Below are 20760 nucleotides of genomic sequence, written 5' to 3'. Positions count from 1 at the left end.
ATTTATCTTTAGGTTAATCATATAATTACAGAACATATATAATTTACATGATTCCAACAAAATTTACAATAAATTTACTAAACTCTTAAAATAATGCATAATAGAATTGTTAATAATTATAAGGAATGAAGTACATATGAAAGAATCAGTTATCATTAATAATCTAACAAAAGAATATAAAATTTTTAGAAGTAATAAAGAGAGATTGAAAGATGTGTTTTTACCAAAACATCAATCTAAAAGATTTTTTGCACTACAGGATATTACTTTCACTGCTTATGAAGGAGATATTATAGGTTTAGTAGGCATTAATGGTTCTGGTAAATCAACATTGAGTAATATTATAGGTGGCTCTTTACAACCCACTGGTGGTGATATTGAACGTCATGGTGATGTGAATGTTATAGCAATTAATTCAGGATTAAACACGCAATTAAATGGTGTAGATAATATCGAATATAAAATGCTCTTACTTGGCTTTACTAAGAAACAAATTAAAGAACTAACTCCTGAAATTATCGAATTCTCAGAGTTAGGCGAATTTATCTATCAACCAGTTAAAAAATATTCAAGTGGTATGAAATCTAAATTAGGTTTTGCGATTAATGTTACAGTTAACCCTGACATTTTAGTTATAGATGAAGCCTTGTCTGTAGGAGATCAAACTTTCACTAAAAAAAGTTTAGATAAAATGAATGAATTTAAAGAAGCAGGAAAGACAATTTTCTTCGTTAGTCATAATATTGGACAAGTTAAAGATTTTTGTACAAAAATCGCTTGGATTGAAGGCGGAAAATTAAAAGAATTTGGCTCTAATGAAGAAGTATTACCTAAATATCAATCATTCTTAAAAGAGTTCAACAAGAAATCTGCTAAAGACAAAAAAGCTTTTAAAGATGAATTAGATTCTACTCGTTTTTATATTAAGTAATTAAATATAATAACCAAAGTAAAAATAGGCTGAGACAAATTTATGTCTCAGCCTATTTTTATTCTACTCTACTCACAACTATCTTTACTGTTCCATCTTCATTCATACATACTATCTTATCTTTATTTATTTCTTTTATTAAAGGTTCATTTATCTTAATTGGATTTTTATATTGAACTTTATATTTATACCAGACCACGTCATTTAGTAGCCATTCGCAAACTAACTGTCCAGGAACAATTTCATCATGTATAGGATTAGAGTCATTGATAAGTATTAAGTAAGCTTGAACTGTTTCTAAGTCATATTTCATATTGTTCCTCACTTCTCTATAAATGTTTGATTGATTGTTACATATGTTTCTTCTTCTTTTTTTATCTTTAAGCTAAATTGATAGATTGTATAAGATTTTACATGAGTTCTTTTTTCTTTAGTTAAGACCGCTTCATACCATGTATCTACAATTAAGTCTTTATACTTATTAATACTCGTTTCTCTTAAGTAAATTTCTGTTTCCAAAAATTGCTCAAACATTTGAAATTTTGGCCAAATACTCGCTAAGTACAAGACTGGTACGGTCTCTTTACGGTCATTATTTTGTATAAGTAATTTATATGCATTTATATCTTCTGTACTAAAGACTATATCAATTATTTCTGTTCCATCTTTTGAATAATGCTGCATGTCCCATACCTCCTCCTATTCCCATTGTAGCTATAGAAGTATTGATATGCTTCATATGAAATAATCGTGTTACAAGTTGAGCTCCACTTGCACTATACGGATGTCCGATGGCTAATGCACCTCCATAAATATTAAATTTATAATCAGGTATATTTAACATGTCTTTAGATGCTAATACTTGAGAACTAAATGCTTCATTAAATTCTATTCCATCAATTGCATCTATATCTAAATTTTGTTTCTTTAGTAAAGATTCAATTGCAGGTACTGGACCGATACCTAATACTTTTGGATTTACACCTTTTACTACGCTGTCTACAAATTCTAATCCTTCATCGTATCCTAATGAAATTGCTTTTTCTTTACTCATAACTAAAAGTAATACTGCTCCATCATTTTTCATACAACTATTACCAACGGTTACAGTCCCACTCTTAATTAACGGTTTCAATCGAGATAAAGTTTTCAAAGTCAATTTTGGCTTTATACTTTCGTCACGATCAACCCATTCATTTCGCACTTTAATAGGTAATATTTCATGGGATATATGTCCTTTTTTTATTGCAGATATTGTCTTTTGATGACTATTATATGCAAAATCATCTTGTGCTTCTCTAGTTACTTGGTAAACTTGAGCAACATTTTCTGCCGCTTCAATCATAGATGGGTCTTCTCCATCAGGTGCAAATGACGCTCTTTCAAAAATATTTGGAACATCGGATTCATAAACTGATTGTGGTCTTTTTATTTTCCAAGGTGCTCTACTCGTACTTTCTACACCACCAGCAATATAAATATCCCCAGCATTTGCTTGTATCATTCGACATGCATATGTAACAGCTTCTATTCCTGATCCGCACTGTCTATCTATAGTTATGCCAGGTATATGTTGTGGCAATTTTGCTTCTAGCAATGATTTTCTAGAGATATTTCCTCCATTACCTACAACATTACCTAAGACGACTTCTGATACATCTTCAATCGCTTTACTATGTTCGTTTAATAAATATTCATATAAAGGCTTCAATAATATTTCAGGTTCTAAATGTTTAAATACACCACCATATTTACCAAAAGGTGTCCTTTTCGCAGCTACAATAACTGGTTCCATTCTTCTCCTCCTATGTCGTATAATATTTTCATCTTATGTCTAGCTATCTTTCCACTAGATGTATATATCATTTTGTTAACTTTTATTAATTTAGATGGTATTTCATATCTGCTTAAGCCACATTCTAATAACAATTCTTTAACTTTCAAATAAGATATTTTTTCTTGTCCTTTATATATTAAAACAGCTATTTCTCCAAACTTATTATGTTTTTCACTAATAATAATTGCTTCATAGATTTCTTTTGAGTTTAAGAGGTTTTGCTCTATACTTTCAGGATAAATATTTTTCCCTCCAATAATTAGACGATCACTTTCCCTTCCATATAAAAACAATTCATTTTGTTCTGAAATGGATGCCCAATCACCAATTTTAATCCATTCTTCAAATTTCTCATCATTTAAGTAACCACTAAAAGTCATGTCACTTTTTACATACAAGATACCAACATTGTCTTTATCTTGGTTTGTAAATTTAACTTTAACACTCGGAAACAACTTACCTACTGATTCAATAGATGCATTTCCATTAATATTATAGCTAATAAAACTAGCTTCTGAGCTTCCAAAAAATTCAATGACATCTATTTGTGGATATTCTTTTTTGAAAGTTTGAAATATCGTATTTGATAATTTGGCTCCCGATGAAAATACACTATTAACCTTCTTTAAGTTAACTTTATAATTAAGTAAACTGTGTAACATCGTTGGCACAATAAACATCGTTTTTTGCTTTTTAATTTTATTCATTACTTTTTCTAAAGATTGTGCATTAAATTTACATTGACCAATGAACCCTCTACCGGTACATAAAGCATAAATCATGGCATATAATGATAATGAATGCGCATGAGGGCCAGGAGCTACTATAACTTGAGTATTGTCTTGCATTAACTTCTCATTGTATTTAAATGACTTAACCCACGAATCATTATTGCGCATGTATGCTTTAGGTGTACCAGTTGTACCTGAAGTAAATCCAATATGTAAAGTGTCGTTTGATATGTTGTTATGATTAGAATGATTGAAATAACTTACTTTATTAGAATCTGCTATGAATACATCAATATAATATATGTCTATCAAATGTTTTATCTTTTCATCTGTTAAATTTGCATCAAATACACATGGAATTTGATTATTCATCAAAGTGGCAATATACCATTTCATAAATTGAATTGGATGCTTTATTGCAATACCTACCATTATATTTTCAGGATATTGCTTTAACTTTCCAGCTAAAATTTCTGATTCATTCCATAATTCACGAAATGATATCGATTGGTTTTCTATGTAAATTGCTTTGTCTTCTTGTTTTAAATTAACTTGTTCTTTAATTAGATCCAAAATTTTCATAAACTGAACACCTTCTCACATTGTTAACTATATTATATCATTTAGTTAACAATATTGATTAATAAAAAAACAACTTGTCATGATAAGCATTAGCTCACAACAACAAGTTGTTCTATTAAAATTTATTTGTATTTCATATATTCATATTTATTCTTTTTAGGTGTACTTGATTTTTGAAATTGTACTTCTTTTAAGAACAATGGAATCTTAAGGGCACGGTTCACACGTTTTAAGTCAGTTATAATTCTATATAACCATTCTAAATTGAGTTTAATAAACATGTTAGGTGCACGTTTGACATTACCACTTATAACATCGAATGACCCACCTACACCCATCATTACTGTATGTTTAAAATGATGACGATTGTAGTATATCCAATCTTCTTGTTTAGGAAATCCCATTGCTGCAAAAATAAAATCAGGTTCGAATTTCTTAATTTTCTTAGTAACTTTATAATCAAGTACATGTTTATATCCATGCTTATGATCAAAGGTTATATTAGGATATTGTTCTTCTAAAATTTTTCTAGTAGCTTTGACACCTTCTTTAGAAGATCCCAGTAAGAACACTCTCTTGCTGCTTGCATTCGCGATATTTAACATTTCTTCCATTAACTCGATACCTGGAATACGTTCTTTCAAAGGTGTATTCAAATATTTAGCTGCTTTAACAATACCGATTCCATCTGGTACAATGTAATCCGCATGTTTAATTCGTCTTTGGTAATGGTTATTGTTATAAGCGTAATGAGCAATTTCTGGATTCGCAGTAACAACAAATAAATTATCATTGGTTTCTTGGTTAACAAAATATTTAATTCGTTCGACCATCTCGTACTTTGTAAGGTTTGCAAATGGCAAACCAAGTACATTTATTGTTTGTGGTTTAATTACATCAAACGAATTCTCTCTATTTAATTTAATTTGTTCACCAATGCTTCTTAAATCTTTTTCTAGTACTTTTGCCATTTGTTTCACCTCACATTCTTCACTATAATTTACACCATTTCTACATAATTTACAACAAATTTACATTCAACATTCGTTAATCGATACACATAATTCATTTAAATTGTTGAATTTTACTTGTATAATCGTATATGATGTATAATATGCAAAAATTTATATTTTAAATCAAATCACGAATAGAAGGGTAAATATATAATATGAATAGATTCGCAAAGATAGGTTTACTTTTGATGTCCATGATTCTTATGATACTACCTGTAGTATTCGGCCTTATGCTTTATCTTGAAACAAAAGGTGCTATAAATGATTCATTTCTAGATTCAAAAAAAAGCAAATCATCTTTAAGAGATAAACCAGTAGACCCAAGCTTAGATCATGTTTCCGTATTATTTTTAGGCGTTGATGATAGCGATTCTAGACGTAAAGGTGGCCAAAAAGCTAGCCAGTCTCGTACAGACGCAATGATTTACACTACATTTAATAGAGACAAAAAGCAAATACGTATGGTAAGTATTCCACGTGATACTTTGAGTTATATACCTGCAGTTAAGTACTATGACAAAATTACACATGCACATGCTATTGATGGTCCAGAAGGTTCAATGGAAAGTGTTGAATCTACATTAAATGTGCCAGTAGACTTTTATGCACGAATTAATATGGAAGCTTTTGTAGAAGTTGTAGACGAGCTTGGTGGTATTGAATATGATGTACCATTCAGTTTAAATGAACCTAATACAGAAGATAAAGGCAGAATTAAAGTCAAAAAAGGAAAACAAAACTTAACTGGTGATGAAGCTCTTGCAGTTGTACGTTCAAGAAAACAAGACTCAGATTTAGAACGTGGTAAACGACAAATGGAAATGATAAAAGCCATTATCAAAAAAGCACAAGAAACAAATTCAATTAATAAACTAGACGATTTAGTTAAAATAGTTGGTAAAAATGCTAAACATAATTTCACATTTGATGATATTCAAAACTTAGCAACTACTTACTCTTCAAGCAAAGTGAAAATTAAAACAGAACAAATAACTGGTACAGATGCTAACTATAATGGTGTTTATTTCTATAATCCAGATTTAGATAACTTATTAGAACTTTCTAACAAACTGAGAAAAGATTTAAAACTACCTAAAACTAAAAAGACAGAAATGATGAATTATTTAATGACTCAAGCTTATGGTGATCTTATGCCATATATCGAAGTTTCGAAAAAAAGTCTAAAAAGTGGTGAAACTAACACAGACGATTCTTCAGAGACAGTAGAACCAGCAGTTAAACCTGATACTGGTGAATCAATAGAACAGCCGACAGAGCAACCTACTGAACAGCCTATTGAACAACAGCCTGTAGAGCAGCCACCTACCGAAGAAGTGCCGTCACAAGAAGTGCCACAAGCACCACAAGAAACACCGCAACAAGCTCCTGAACAAACTAATCCAGGAGTAGACCCTAGTGTACAACAGCAACAAGAACCTAATGTTTACTAGGAAAGGAGGTATATTATGATTGAACGTAAAACATATGAAAAGTATGAACAAATCAATACAATGTTTGATGCGTTAGAAAATCAAATCATTCATTCTGGAGATTTATCTAACTTTAGAAAGAACTTATACTATGTTAATCATGAACATCATGAAAATTACGAAGCATTGTTGCTTTATTATAATCAAGCAAACCATGATCCAATTGTAGATGGTGCTTGTTATATTATTGCAATTCCAGAAATATTTAATGCAATTAACATTTTCGATAATCCCCTTCCATTCTCATGGGTATACACTGAAACAGGGTTAACAGAAGAAATGAAATCATTAAGTGTGCACTTACAATATCTCGTTGCCGCAGCATTAGAAACAAGCCAAATTCAAATATTTACACCAAGTGGATACACAATGGGCATTACCAATTGGAGCATCCATCAACTTAGATTGTTTTGGCAATATACAGCGATTGTAAGAAGAGCAGCAATTCAAAATTAAAAATTATAAAAATACAACTCTCCAATCCGAATTTTATTTACTAGGATTAGGAGAGTTTTTTAATTGATTAGAGTGGAATACGTTAATAATGTATAATAAAAGCATTCAATTTAATGGAGGTACTATCATGATAAAAATAGTTGAAAATGATATAGAAAAACAAGATGCACTAACAATAAGAAAAACAGTTTTCGTAGAGGAACAAGGTGTGCCATTAGAAGCAGAAATTGATGAATTTGAAGAAATTTCTAAGCACATTATTCTTTATCATGAAGCAGAACCTGCTGCAGTAGGAAGATATAGAACATATCATAACGGTTACGCTAAAGTTGAAAGAGTAGCCGTATTAAAACCATACAGAAAATATGGTTATGGAAAAGAAGTAATGGATTTTATAAATTTAAAAGCTAAAGAAGATGGATTCTTAGGTACTGTCTTAAATGGCCAATCTCATGCAAAAGGTTTTTATGAAAAATTAGGATATATAACTGAAGGCGAAGAATTTTTAGAAGAAAACATCCCCCACTATCATATGAAACTGACTTTTAGCTAAATTATTATTCATCTCAAATATTAAAGTTACATTACAATTTAGATAATTTTCATACTTTACTGTCAAAAAGCCTTATAATGTTATTAAATAAAATACCTATTCAAAGGAGATTGTTTATGGATAAAAAATTCTATTACAAAACCCCTGCACTTGTAGCTATGACTTTAGCAGGTACGACACTCGTTTCTCATCAGGTGAATGCAGAAGAAACATCAAGCAAAGATAACAAAAACATCATTGAGCAACATAACAATGCTAGTCAAATTCAAGATGAGCAAAAAGAATTAAAAAGCCAATCTTTGAACGTATCAGGTACAAAAACATATAAGGATCCATCTATAATAGATGAGCCGAAAGTAACTGAAGATACTTCTAAAGATACTTCTGATGTTGTGAACACAGATAACACTGCTTCTCAAGATGTTACAAATCAAGATAGTACTGAAGCTGTGCAAGATACAGTGGATAACACTTCTGAAGATACTACTGACGTTGTGAATTCTGATGAAACTGCTTCTCAAGATGTTACAAACCAAGATAGTACTGAAGCTGTGCAAGATACAGTAGATAACACTTCTGAAGATACTTCTGACGATGTGAACTCTGATAACACTTCTTCTCAAGATGTTGAAGACCAAGAAGGTTCTGAAGTTGCTCAAGATACAGAAGACAACACTTCTGAAGATACTTCTGACGTTGTGAATTCTGATGAAACTGCTTCTCAAGATGTTGAAGATCAAGATAGTACTGAAGCTGTGCAAGATACAGTAGATAATACTTCTGAAGATACTTCTGACGTTGTGAACTCTGATAACACTGCTTCTCAAGATGTTGAAGACCAAGATGGTTCTGAAGTTGCTCAAAATACAGAAGATAACACTACTGAAGATACTACTGACGTTGTGAATTCTGATGAAACTGCTTCTCAAGATGTTGAAGACCAAGATAGTACTGAAGCTGTGCAAGATACAGAAGACAACACTTCTGAAGATACTTCTGACGTTGTGAATTCTGATGAAACTGCTTCTCAAGATGTTGAAAATCAAGATAGTACTGAAGTTGTGCAAGATACTGAAGATAACACTTCTGAAGATACTACAGACGATGTGAACTCTGATAACACTGCTTCTCAAGATGTTGAAAATCAAAATAGTACTGAAGCTATTCAAGATACAGAAGATAATACTTCTGAAGATGTTTCAGACGTTGTAGACTCTGGTGAAACTGCTTCTCAAGATGTTGAAGATCAAGATAGCTCTGAAGTTGTTCAAAATACAGAAGACAACACTTCTGAAGATGCTACAGACGTTGTAGATTCTGATGAATCTGCTTCTCAAGATGTTGAAGACCAAGATGGTTCTGAAGTTGCTCAAAATACAGAAGACAACACTTCTGAAGATACTACAGACGTAGTAGACTCTGATGAAACTACTTCTAACGATGTTGAAGACCAAGATGGTTCTGAAGTTGCTCAAAATACAGAAGACAACACTTCTGAAGATACTTCTGACGTTGTAGATTCTGATGAAACTACTTCTAAAGATGTTGAAAATCAAAATAGTACTGAAGATATTCAAGATACTGAAGATAACACTTCTGACGATGAATATAATTTTGATTTTGATGACCAAGATGACACTTCTAACGATATAGAATCAAATAGTATTGATAATAATCAAAATGTTCAACTTGAAAGTGCTAATGTTAAGCCACAAGTTAGAACTTTTGCAGCTAGATCAGCACGCAGTATCCCTACTTCAACATATAGAAGTACTTACAACGCCGCTGTTAGCTCAACGATTAATAATCAAATTAGAAATAATAATTATGCTGTACCTAATTATGTTGAAGACTTTTCTAGCCATATTCCTAAAATTCCTTATCGTAATGGTGTTGGCAAACCTGAAGGTGTTATTGCTCATGAAACGGCAAACCCTAATTCAACTATTCATGGTGAAATTGCATACATGAAAAATAATTATGAAAGTGCATTTGTACATGCTTTCGTTGATGACAATAACATTATTGAAGTTGCTCCAACAGACTATCTTGCTTGGGGTGCTGGTGGTGTTGCTAACCAACGTTTCATACATGTTGAACTTGTTCGTGTTTATGGCGGTGATCGCTTCGCACGTTCTATCAATAATTATGCTGATTATATTGCTACTAATTTAGCTTATTATGGATTACCATTTGATAGTGCTGAATACGATGGTAATGGTACTTTATGGTCACATGATGCTGTATCAAAATATTTAGGTGGTACAAATCATAGTGATCCATACGGCTGGTTTGCTGAAAACAACTATACATTTAATGAACTTGTAGATTTAGTGCATGAGAAGTATCAGTATAAAACAGGTACTCTAACTGCACCAAGTAAACCAATAGTAACTAAACCAAAGCCAACTAAGCCTGTTGTTAAACCAGCGCCTAAACCTACTAAACCAGTAGTCACTAAACCTAAACCAACTAAGCCCGTTGTAGGCACAGCTAAAACTGTTGCTGTTAACTATAAAGGTAAAGTGAACATTAATGCATCTGGTGTATATAGTTCTGTATATGACACAACAACAAAACCAGCGACGAATAAAGCTGGTAAAACATTCAATATTGGTAAACAATCAACATTCAATAACCAAGTGTTTTACTTATTACAAGACAATAACGGTACACCATTAGGTTGGGTTAAATCTAGCGACATTCAATTACAGACTGTAACTAAACCAACGCCTAAACCTGTTGCGAAACCAACACCTAAACCTGTTGCGAAACCAACAACTAAACCTGTTGTGAAACCAACAACTAAACCTGTTGTGAAACCAACAACTAAACCTGTTGCGAAACCAACGCCTAAACCTGTTGTGAAACCAACACCTAAACCTGTTGCGAAGCCAACTACTAAACCTGTTGCGAAACCAACTACTAAGCCTGTTGCAAGCACAGCTAAAACTGTTGCTGTTAACTATAAAGGTAAAGTTAATACAAATGCGTCTGGCGTTTACAGTTCTGTTTATGACAAAACAACTAAACCTGCTGTGAATAAAGCTGGTAAAACATTTAATATCGGTAAACAATCAACATATAATAACCAAGTGTTCTACTTATTACAAGATACTAAAGGTACTCCATTAGGTTGGGTTAAATCTAGTGATATTCAATTACAGAATACAACTAAGCCTGTTGCAAAACCTGCAACTAAGCCTGTTGCAAAACCTGCAACTAAACCTGTAGCGAAGCCTACAACTAAGCCTGTTGCAAAACCTGCAACTAAACCTGTTGCGAAACCTGCAACTAAGCCTGTTGCAAAACCTATAACTAAACCTGTTGCGAAACCTGCAACTAAACCTGTTGCAAAAACGGTTAGAGTTAATTATGTTGGTAAGGTTAATAACAATATTTCTGGCGTTTATACTTCTGTTTATGATCAAAAAACAGTACCTGCTATGAATAAAGCTGGTAGAACATTTAAGATTGGTAAACAATCAACATACAATAATCAAACATATTATTTATTACAAGATAACAATGCAATTCCTTTAGGATGGGTTAAAGCTAACGATGTACAATTACAAACTAACAGAGTTCAACCTAAACCAGTAAAACAAGTTACGCCTGCTCAACCTAAAAAGACTAATGCTATTAAATCCAATGTTGTAAACAATCAACCAATGAATTTAAAAGAAAATTATACTAATTATTTAATCTTTGATAATACTGGTTATTTCTATAGTCAACCGAATGTGTCTAAATCTACATTATTAGGGTCACTACAAAATTATCAATATGCGTACTTTAAAGTTATTTCTTCACAAAAAGTTGGAAATGAACTTTGGTATAAAGGTTTACTTAATGGTAAAACAGTATGGATTAATTCTAAATATTTACAACTAGCAACAGAGGCTACAAATATTTCTACTAGTCCATATACTCTTGATCAAGCTGTTGATATTCAAATGGCGTTAAGAAATGGATCTGAGCCTAAAAAAGTATTACCAAGTGGTATTAGAAATGCTACTAGAGCAGAAGTTAAAGATGCAATGGATACAAGCAAGTATGTGAATGATCCAGTTCAAAAGTATCAATTCTTAGATTTAAATAAATCACAAAATATTTCTCCATCTAAATTAAATGAATTACTTCGAGGTAAAGGAATTTTAGAAAACCAAGGTAATGCATTTAGTCAAGCATCAAAAGCTGTTGGTATTAATGAAATCTATTTAATCTCACATGCACTATTAGAGACTGGTAATGGAACAAGTCAATTAGCAAATGGTGGAAATATTGATAAAAATGGAAAAGTTGATTTAAACTCAAAAACTAAATACTATAATATGTTTGGTGTAGGTGCGATCGATAAGAATGCATTATACGGTGGTATCAAATATGCACAACAAGCTGGATGGAACACACCAGAAAAAGCTATATTCGGTGGCGCTCAATTTATAGCAAACAATTATATTAAAGCAGGACAAAATACACTTTATAAAATGAGATTTAATCCACAAAAACCAGGCGTACACCAATATGCAACTGGCATAGATTTTTCAAAATCTAACGCAAAACGTATTAGTGACTTCTATCAACAAATTCAAACTGATGGTCAATTCTATGATGTTGATCAATATAAATCATAATTCTTAAATGAATACTGAATAAACCAATGCCTTTTAAGGCATTGGTTTGATTTTTTAATTATTTCTAAATAATTTTATTTGTACTTTCAGAAATTTTAATTTATAATCTACATTTCAAGAAAACTGTAGACAATCGATTTAGAGGAGTACTTTTCATGGCAAACGGTAAAGAAAGAGATCATTATTTTGACAACGCTAGGTTTTTCTTAATAGTACTAGTTGTATTTGGCCACTTAACAAGATCATATGTTAATGACAGTCATTTATTTAAAGCATTATATATGTTTATTTATAGTTTCCATATGCCCGCTTTTGTTCTAATATCAGGATTTTTCGCAAAAAGTGTTGGTAAACCTGGTTACATAAAAAAAGTTACCATTAAGCTATTGTTACCTTATCTGATATTCCAATTGTTTTATGGGTTATATTATTACTATATAGATAGAGATGATACTTTAAACATTAGTCCGTTTGATCCACAATGGGCTATGTGGTTCCTAGTCAGCTTATTCTCATGGCATGTTATTTTACACTTTGTACGAAACTTCAATCCATATATAACATTTGCAGTTGCTATATTAGTAGGTTTGATAGTTGGCTACTTTGATTTTATTAATGCAAAACTTAGTCTATCAAGAACATTTGTATTCTTCCCTATTTTCTTATTAGGTTATTATATCAATAAAGAACAGTCATTTATTTTAAGAAATAAAAAATACTTATGGCTTTCTACATTAAGTTTATTAGTTATTTTTATTGCTTATTTATTAACTGACTATAACTTTGAATGGTTATTCGGAAGTAAACCATATTCAGCACTCGAAGGCGATGTTGATGTTTACAGTGCATTGAAGAGATTATTTATTTACGTTGTTATCTTTGTTTCAACTTTAAGTTTTATGAATTTAATACCAGAACGAAAATTACCATTAACTTATATTGGTTCAAGAACAATGTTTATTTACTTACTTCATGGACTATTCGTTGGATTATTCCGTTCTAAAGATTGGGATAGAATGTTATTAGATCAACCGTATGTATGGGTAGCAATTGTGCTTATTACAATAACAATTGTGTACTTCTTCAGTAGTGATATAGTTAGACATTATGCTAATCCAGTTGTTAATTTAAAAAAACCACCGAAAAAAAATAAATAAGTAAAAGAGCAGAAATTCATTATTAAAATTGAATTTCTGCTCTTTTTTCTTATAAAAATCACTTACACTTCTATCGACTTGTGTGAATATGGCTATCCTTGCTTACACTTCTACTGACTTGTGTGAATATACCTACCCATAGTTACACTTCTACCAACTTGTGTGAATATGGATACCCTTGCTTACACTTCTCTCAACTTATGAAAATATAGATACCCATATTTACACTTCTACCGACTTGTGTGAATATACCTACCCTTAGTCACACTTCTACTGACTTGTGTGAATATGGGTCTCCTAATGACTAAGAGGATAGGACAAATTAATTTGTCCTATCCTCTTTTATAGTTAAAACTATATTCAATTTTTACCTAAGTAATGATTCATACGAAATAGTTCCGATATATTTATCTTCTTGATTTAATAGATATGCTGGTATTTGAACATGTTTATGCGTTACGGGTGCTAGTTCATGATTATTATTATATAAGTTTTCTAACACTTCATAACTCGCACTTAATAAATAAGTTAAATAATCAATCCACTCTTGGGTATAAGGTGTGTCTGATTGTATAAACAATATAGGATTTTCTTTTTTAGCTGTTGGTTGCATAAAATCTGAAACAAATTTTCTTTCATCAAGCGAGAGCTCTTCTTTTGATTTAAATTTAATATGAAACTGTGCATTTTTAATAAGGCGATTATCTTGTCCAAAGTAATATCGATGAAAATGTGGTAACTGAGCTTCTGCTCTACATATATGTATTGAATCTTCTTCAAACGATATCATCCATTGTTCATCATTATTTTGTATAAGTACAAAAGTTGGATGTGGTAACCATTCAAAAATATTTAATGAAAGTAATAACTTTAATCGTTGATTCATATTTGTTAAGTTCACCATATAAACATCCCCTATTATTGTAATGTTTCTCTTATTGTAATACGTTTTCAAAATTTTTGCTATATTCATTTATTTGTTCTCTTTTTATCGTTATAATAAAATTATCGTTTTGAAGAGGTGAAAAAAATGCAATTACCATTAAATAAATTTGCATCTCAACTTCAAGTATCTGGTATAAGAGCTATCTCCAACCGTATACCTGAAATTGATGATGTCATTAACTTAACAGTTGGTCAGCCCGATTTCAAAGTACCAACAAGTGTTAAAGATGCAATGAAACAAGCTATTGATCGTAACTTTACGACTTATTCTCATAATGCCGGATTGTTAGAACTAAGGAAAGTCGTCCAATCTTATTATAAAAACCGATTCAGTTCAAATTTTAATACGAATGAAATATTAATTACTAACGGTGCTAGTGAAGCGCTTGATACTACGTTGAGAGGTATACTTGAACAAGGAGATGAAGTGTTAATTCCCTCACCTGTATACGCTGGCTATGTTCCATTAATTGAATTATTAGGAGCTAAACCTATATACATAGATACTACCCAAAGCGGTTTAAAAATAACACCTGAATTAGTAAAATCTCATATTACAGATAAAACTAAAGCCATTTTATTGAATTATCCAAACAATCCCACTGGCATTACGTTAAATCAATATGAAGTTGAATCACTGGTTAACGTGTTCAAGGATTATCCAATCTATGTAGTAAGTGATGAAATTTATGCTGAAAATACGTTTGGTCAACAACATACCTCATTTGCTTCATATGATGCTATTAAAGACCAGTGTATATTGTTAGGCGGATTAAGCAAATCTCACTCTATGACTGGTTTACGAATCGGATTTCTACTAGGACCTGAGTATGTGATGAAACAACTGACATTTGTGCATGCATATAACTGTATTTGTGCTAATGTACCGAGTCAATACGCTGCAATAGAAGCACTTACTAATGCTGTTGACTCACCTAAAGAAATGAACTCAGCATATATTGAACGTCGTGATTACGTATATAAACGTTTAATTGATATGGGATTTATTCTGAACGAAAAGCCTCAAGGAGCTTTTTATATTTTCCCTAAAATTTCTCAATTTGGTATAAGTGATTATGAATTTTGTATGAAAGCACTTGAAGATTATCACGTTGCAATTGTGCCTGGTTCAGCTTTCACTCATATTGGTGAAGGATATATAAGAATTTCTTATGCATACAACATTAAAGCGCTTGAGGAAGGGTTAAATAGATTGGAAAGAATGATTCAAGAACTATTTTAAAGGGGATGAATTTCAATGAACTTTTTATGGCAAACATTTGAAACTCGAAGAAATTTATTAAAAAGCTTGGTTAAACATGATTCTATTACACATTCAGAAGGCGAAAGAACATTTCCGTACTTTTTAAAAGAACAATATTTAAAACTCGATTATTTCAAAAATAATAATGAACAAGTGATTTTGCAACCGACTGGGGATGGTCGACATGCAGTACTTGCATATTATAAAGCACCAAAAACTAAAAAAACGCTCATATGTATTAGTCATTTTGATACTGTTGGCATTGACGATTATAGTGAATATAAAAGTGAAGCATTTGATATGGATAATATAACAGATATTTTTCGTGAAGATGATAAATATTTATCTTCAAATGCTAAAGAAGATCTCAGTTCGGATAATTATTTATTTGGCCGTGGCTCTATGGATATGAAACCTGGTCTAATGATACATATGTCTTTAATTGAAAAAGCAATACAAGAGTCATGGGACATCAATATTATCGTTGTTTCAGTTCCAGATGAAGAAGTTGAATCTTTAGGCATGCATAAAGCTGTTGAAAGAATCAATCAAATTAGAAAAGAAGATAATTTAGAAATAGCTTTACATTTAAACAGTGAGCCTACATTTTCACAAGCAGAAAATGATGCTAACCATTATGTTTATTCAGGCACAATAGGTAAAATTATGCCATCTGCACTTTGTTATGGTAAAGAAACACATGTAGGACAGCCTTTAAATGGCATCAGTTCAAATTATATACAAAGCTTTATCAATAGTAAGATGGAATATAGCAATCTTTTTAAAGAACATTATAAAAACGAAGTGACACCACTTCCAGTATCACTGATGAGTCGAGATATTAAAGACCATTATGATGTACAAACACCATTTCGAACAGTTGCTTTATATAATGTATTTTTATTTAATAGGAATGCAGAAGATGTCTTCACAATATTTAATGATGTAGTAAAAGATGCTGTATCAGTTTGTGAAAAAACCTTTCAAGATAAATTAAAATCTGAAGGTTTCAATAAAAATATATCTATAAATGTTTTAAGCTATAAAGAATTAAAAGATTTAGCAATTAAAGAATTTGGTGAAGCACATATTAAATATGTAATAAAAGAAGTCATTGAGCAAATTCATGATGAACGAGCTCAATCAATAGAAATTACTGACCGCTTCATGCATATGCTAAAAGGACTTGGCCCTAGTGTTATAACATTCTTTGCACCACCTTATTATCCAGCTGCACACTCATCAGAAGATCCATTTATAGATGAAATAGTAGAAACTGTTAGTGATCTTTCATTATCTAAATTTAATAGAGTTTCTAAAAGACAATATTTCTTTAATGGTATTAGTGATTTAAGCTATGCAAAATATCGACTAGATGATTTAGGCTTTGAAAGTTATATTAACCAAACACCAGTATTTAACGAATCTTACTTTATACCATTTAACGATATTAAAGAGATAAGCGCGCCTGTTATTAATATCGGTCCAATTGGAAAAGATGCACATCAAGTTACAGAAAGAATCAATATGAAAAGTGCCTTTGAAGAAATACCATCCATAATCGAACAAGTTATTAAGAAGCATTTATTATAAAAATCAATAATAACAAAATAGAGGCAGTAGATGACTGGATTGAAAATGCGCTTATATCAAGCTTCTTCAATCCTAGTCATCCTTGCCGGAGTGGGACTACGAAATCTTTTTTATAAAATAATTTGTTAATATTTGGTATTTTTTTGCGCTGACTCCTGCGGGAAAAGCATGATTCGAAGACTACAGGCTGAGAACATGCCCGCGGAAAGCATGCGCATAAAAAAATGCCGACAAAGTCTAAGACTTTGTCGACACTCTAAGGCATGGCGATTACGCCATGCCTTTTATCTATATTAAGGAAACTTAGGAAATTGATCGAAGTCTGGTTGACGTTTTTCTTTAAATGCGTCACGACCTTCTTTTGCTTCGTCTGAAGTATAATATAACAATGTTGCATCGCCAGCGAATTGTTGTAATCCTGCTAATCCATCTGTATCTGCATTCATTGCTGCTTTTAAGAAGCGTAATGCTGTTGGTGAGTGTTGCATCATTTCTTTACACCACTGCACTGTCTCGTCTTCTATTTTGTCTAATGGCACTACTGTGTTAACAAGTCCCATATCAATTGCTTCTTTTGCATCATATTGACGACATAAGAACCAAATTTCACGAGCTTTTTTATGACCAACGATTCTTGCTAAATAACCTGAACCGTATCCAGCATCAAATGAACCTACTTTAGGACCAGTTTGTCCAAATCTTGCATTTTCAGCTGCGATTGTTAAGTCACATACGATATGCAATACGTGACCACCACCGATTGCATATCCTCTAACCATTGCTATTACTGGTTTAGGAATAACACGAATCAAGCGTTGTAAGTCTAATACGTTTAATCTAGGGATTTGATCTTCACCCACATAACCACCGTGTCCACGTACTGATTGATCTCCACCTGAACAAAATGCTAAGTCTCCTTCACCTGTTAAGATAATAGATCCAACTCTTTGGTCGTCTCTTGCTCTAGAAAATGCATCAATCATTTCTTGTACTGTTAATGGCGTAAATGCATTACGTACTTCTGGACGATTTATTGTGATTTTTGCGATACCTTCGAAAAATTCATATTTAATTTCTTTATATTCTTTTAAAGTTTCCCATTGTCTTGACATAATTTGCCTCCTAAAATAAATTCTATTATTATTGTATCAAACTTTTCTGGTTGTTCCACATGAATTGTGTGCCCAGCATCATTAACAATTTGAAATTTACTATTTTTAATACATTCGTGCATTCGTTTACCTATTTCTATAAACTTTTTATCTTTCTCACCTACTATAATACATGTAGGTAAATCAAGATCATTTAATTTATCCCAATAAGATCGTTGAGCACCTGTTCCATAATCAATTAAAGCTTTACTCAGACCAACGGGAGATTGAGAGAGTCTCATTTTCTTTATCCGATTTCTTTCTTTATGGGAAAGAATGGACTGACTTTCAAATAAGGATAATTGTGACCACTCTTCAACAAACTTTGTCATCCCGATATTTTGTATATATTCAGCTCTAGCTTTATCTACTTCTATTCGATTAAGCTTCTCTTTATTATTTTCTATACCAGGGCTTGCACTTTCTAGAATAAGACCATTTAACCATTCAGGATATTGAATTGCAAAGCTTAATGCAACACGTCCACCCATTGAATATCCATGTATATACACCGTCTTTAATTCTAGATGTGCAATCAATTCTTTAATCTTATCTGCTATAAATTCCATAGACCAATGTTTATCATGACTTGATTTATCATCACCATGACCTGGTAAATCTATAGATATCACATTAATACCATGTTTGATAATTGCATCTTCAACTAAATGAAAAGTTGTATGGTCACTAATAAATCCATGTAACAATAAAATTGTAGGTTTATCAATATCTAACTGCTTAACGTGGTGAGTTAACATATTGTATACCTTTCATCTTTTCAAATAGTTCTCTATGCGTTTCTGTATTTTCTTCTCTATTCGTTAAAATTTCATATAAATATGAACCAAATTGAGGTAAAGTTTGTCTTTTATACTCAGCCACATCTTCAAATTTTTCATATCCTAATTCATATAAATGAGCAACATGTTGAAAATCTAAATCCAAAGGTGTTCCAAATAATTTTTCAAAATGCTCTGGCGCTTCATCTTTCGGTGCTAAATAATTAAAGATGCCCCCACCATTATTATTCAAACATACGATGGTAATATCTAAATCATGCAACTTACTCATTATTAATCCGTTCATATCATGGAAGAACGAAATGTCTCCAATAACTAATGTTACTTTTTTATAAACAGACATCCCTAATGCAGTTGATACAACACCGTCAATGCCATTAGCGCCTCTATTAGCTGCAATTTCAGCTTTAGAATCTAAATTGAAAGTGTCTACATCTCTAACTGGCATACTATTACCAACAAAAACAGTATCTTTTGAAGACATTTTTTTCAATAAACTGCCTACAACAGCACCTTCGTCAGTTTCTTCTTGAATATACTTTTCTATTAATGCTCTAGCTTCTTTATCCATAGTGATCCATTTTTCTAACCAATTTTTATTTTGAGTTGGCGTCACATCTTGTGCCTGTCTAAAGAAGTCATTTGGACTTAACTCTACAGAAAGTGTTGGTACTTTTGGATAAGCATCTGGTGTAGCATTATTTTGTACGAGTATTTGTGGACATTTAACATCTTTTAACCAATTATTTAAATGTTTAGAAACAACTGGTTGTCCAACTCTTATAATAAATTGTGGCTCTATACTTAAACCACCTTTAAAAAGTGCATCATAAGTAGCAATAACATTTGGATGATTTAACTTTCTTAAATTACTCAATGGATCTGCCAAAATAGGTATATTATGAATGGCTGAATAAGTTAATATTTGTGATAAATCTTGCCCTTGTGTATCTCCTACTACGACGATTCCACGTGGTTTTTCAATATATGTTTGTATATTTGAAAAATCAATTGATTTTTGATATTTCGTTGCTATTTTTCTCTTAGAAGATAAATATCTTCTAAGTTTCACATTTGGAATAAGCGGTTCTCTAAATGGAAAATTAAAGTGTACAGGACCTCTTTGTGGTCCCACGAAATGTTTTTCAGCTTTTATCATATTCATGTTTATTGCATTGATTGTACCTTCAGTTTCATCTGCAATAGGCATATCAAATTGAAACTTAGTGAAATTTTGGAACATATTAATTTGATTAATTGCTTGTGGTGCGCCAACATTTCTAAGTTCATGTGGTCTGTCACTCGTCACAACGACAAGTGGTAATCTACTTATATATGCTTCTGAAACTGCAGGTGTATAATTTGAAGCTGCTGTACCTGAAGTACAAATGATCGCAACTGGTTTCTGACTTGCTTTGATTATACCTAATGCGAAGAAAGCAGCACTTCTTTCATCAGGATGTATCCACGTTTTAATATGTGGGTGTCTCTCACAAGCAATCGCAAGTGGCGTAGATCTTGACCCTGGACTAATTACGACATCATCAACACCATATTCGTATAATTTAGAAACAAATGTAAACACTTGTTTTGTTAAACTTTCAGTATGTGTACTCAAAT

The 20760-nt window shown here is 31.7% G+C and carries 17 protein-coding genes; 8 read left to right on the top strand and 9 right to left on the bottom strand.

The window, feature by feature from the left end:
* Nucleotides 1-136 precede the first annotated feature (136 nt).
* A complete protein-coding gene (gene tagH / locus LQ608_RS06175; protein ID WP_115337623.1) occupies nucleotides 137-931 on the top strand; it encodes a teichoic acids export ABC transporter ATP-binding subunit TagH in 795 nt (264 codons plus the stop codon).
* 58 nt (nucleotides 932-989) lie between these two features.
* Here tagH and LQ608_RS06170 read toward each other — a convergent pair whose 3' ends face one another.
* From LQ608_RS06170 to LQ608_RS06150, 5 genes are all read right to left on the bottom strand, one after another.
* A complete protein-coding gene (locus LQ608_RS06170; RefSeq protein WP_239750753.1) occupies nucleotides 990-1244 on the bottom strand; it encodes a hypothetical protein in 255 nt (84 codons plus the stop codon).
* A gap of 8 nt (nucleotides 1245-1252) precedes the next feature.
* Entirely contained in the window at nucleotides 1253-1615 is a 363-nt protein-coding gene (locus LQ608_RS06165; RefSeq protein ID WP_078356736.1) for a hypothetical protein, read from the bottom strand.
* Nucleotides 1578-2726 (bottom strand): thiolase family protein, encoded by a 1149-nt coding sequence (locus LQ608_RS06160; protein ID WP_239750752.1) that lies wholly within the window; start codon nucleotides 2724-2726, stop codon nucleotides 1578-1580. The genes LQ608_RS06165 and LQ608_RS06160 overlap by 38 nt, the downstream gene beginning before the upstream one ends.
* Nucleotides 2708-4081: an AMP-binding protein gene (locus LQ608_RS06155; RefSeq protein WP_239750750.1), complete on the bottom strand. Its 1374-nt coding sequence runs from the start codon at nucleotides 4079-4081 to the stop codon at nucleotides 2708-2710. The genes LQ608_RS06160 and LQ608_RS06155 overlap by 19 nt, the downstream gene beginning before the upstream one ends.
* 122 nt (nucleotides 4082-4203) lie before the next feature.
* The gene (locus LQ608_RS06150; protein ID WP_239750749.1) at nucleotides 4204-5052 is read right to left on the bottom strand and encodes a WecB/TagA/CpsF family glycosyltransferase; all 849 of its coding nucleotides are present in this window, start codon (nucleotides 5050-5052) and stop codon (nucleotides 4204-4206) included.
* 197 nt (nucleotides 5053-5249) lie between these two features.
* On the opposite strand from LQ608_RS06150, the gene LQ608_RS06145 reads away from it, so the two are divergent.
* From LQ608_RS06145 to LQ608_RS06100, 5 genes are all read left to right on the top strand, one after another.
* The gene (locus LQ608_RS06145) at nucleotides 5250-6545 is read left to right on the top strand and encodes an LCP family protein (RefSeq protein ID WP_239750747.1); all 1296 of its coding nucleotides are present in this window, start codon (nucleotides 5250-5252) and stop codon (nucleotides 6543-6545) included.
* 18 nt (nucleotides 6546-6563) lie between these two features.
* The gene (locus LQ608_RS06140) at nucleotides 6564-7040 is read left to right on the top strand and encodes a DUF2538 family protein (protein WP_078356886.1); all 477 of its coding nucleotides are present in this window, start codon (nucleotides 6564-6566) and stop codon (nucleotides 7038-7040) included.
* 127 nt (nucleotides 7041-7167) lie between these two features.
* The gene (locus LQ608_RS06135) at nucleotides 7168-7593 is read left to right on the top strand and encodes a GNAT family N-acetyltransferase (RefSeq protein ID WP_115337627.1); all 426 of its coding nucleotides are present in this window, start codon (nucleotides 7168-7170) and stop codon (nucleotides 7591-7593) included.
* A 116-nt stretch (nucleotides 7594-7709) separates the two neighbouring features.
* Nucleotides 7710-12230: a GW dipeptide domain-containing protein gene (locus tag LQ608_RS12480; protein WP_275583032.1), complete on the top strand. Its 4521-nt coding sequence runs from the start codon at nucleotides 7710-7712 to the stop codon at nucleotides 12228-12230.
* A 155-nt stretch (nucleotides 12231-12385) separates the two neighbouring features.
* Nucleotides 12386-13387: an acyltransferase family protein gene (locus LQ608_RS06100; protein WP_078356730.1), complete on the top strand. Its 1002-nt coding sequence runs from the start codon at nucleotides 12386-12388 to the stop codon at nucleotides 13385-13387.
* 367 nt (nucleotides 13388-13754) lie between these two features.
* Here the strand turns inward: LQ608_RS06100 and LQ608_RS06095 are convergent, their stop codons facing one another.
* Nucleotides 13755-14291: a hypothetical protein gene (locus LQ608_RS06095; RefSeq protein WP_078356729.1), complete on the bottom strand. Its 537-nt coding sequence runs from the start codon at nucleotides 14289-14291 to the stop codon at nucleotides 13755-13757.
* 126 nt (nucleotides 14292-14417) lie between these two features.
* Here LQ608_RS06095 and LQ608_RS06090 point away from each other — a divergent pair, with 126 nt between their 5' ends.
* Together LQ608_RS06090 and LQ608_RS06085 are read left to right on the top strand one after the other, a co-directional pair.
* A complete protein-coding gene (locus LQ608_RS06090; protein WP_239750745.1) occupies nucleotides 14418-15575 on the top strand; it encodes an aminotransferase class I/II-fold pyridoxal phosphate-dependent enzyme in 1158 nt (385 codons plus the stop codon).
* 15 nt (nucleotides 15576-15590) lie between these two features.
* Entirely contained in the window at nucleotides 15591-17189 is a 1599-nt protein-coding gene (locus LQ608_RS06085) for a M20/M25/M40 family metallo-hydrolase (protein ID WP_239750744.1), read from the top strand.
* A gap of 293 nt (nucleotides 17190-17482) precedes the next feature.
* Here the strand turns inward: LQ608_RS06085 and menB are convergent, their stop codons facing one another.
* The 3 genes from menB to menD are packed head-to-tail and all read right to left on the bottom strand — an operon-like array spanning nucleotide 17483 to nucleotide 20758.
* Nucleotides 17483-18304 carry a 1,4-dihydroxy-2-naphthoyl-CoA synthase gene (gene menB, locus LQ608_RS06080; protein ID WP_239750797.1) on the bottom strand — a complete coding sequence of 274 codons (822 nt, stop codon included), beginning with the start codon at nucleotides 18302-18304 and terminating at the stop codon, nucleotides 17483-17485.
* Nucleotides 18277-19098: a 2-succinyl-6-hydroxy-2,4-cyclohexadiene-1-carboxylate synthase gene (gene menH, locus LQ608_RS06075; RefSeq protein ID WP_239750742.1), complete on the bottom strand. Its 822-nt coding sequence runs from the start codon at nucleotides 19096-19098 to the stop codon at nucleotides 18277-18279. The genes menB and menH overlap by 28 nt, the downstream gene beginning before the upstream one ends.
* Nucleotides 19079-20758 (bottom strand): 2-succinyl-5-enolpyruvyl-6-hydroxy-3-cyclohexene-1-carboxylic-acid synthase, encoded by a 1680-nt coding sequence (gene menD / locus LQ608_RS06070; protein WP_239750740.1) that lies wholly within the window; start codon nucleotides 20756-20758, stop codon nucleotides 19079-19081. The genes menH and menD overlap by 20 nt, the downstream gene beginning before the upstream one ends.
* Between the last annotated feature and the right edge of the window lie 2 nt (nucleotides 20759-20760).

The sequence above is a fragment of the Mammaliicoccus sp. H-M34 genome, from assembly GCF_022386495.1.
In the GTDB taxonomy this organism is placed as follows: domain Bacteria; phylum Bacillota; class Bacilli; order Staphylococcales; family Staphylococcaceae; genus Mammaliicoccus; species Mammaliicoccus fleurettii.
Note: the sequence above shows the minus strand (reverse complement) of the source record. Positions and strands in the feature narration are given on the sequence as shown.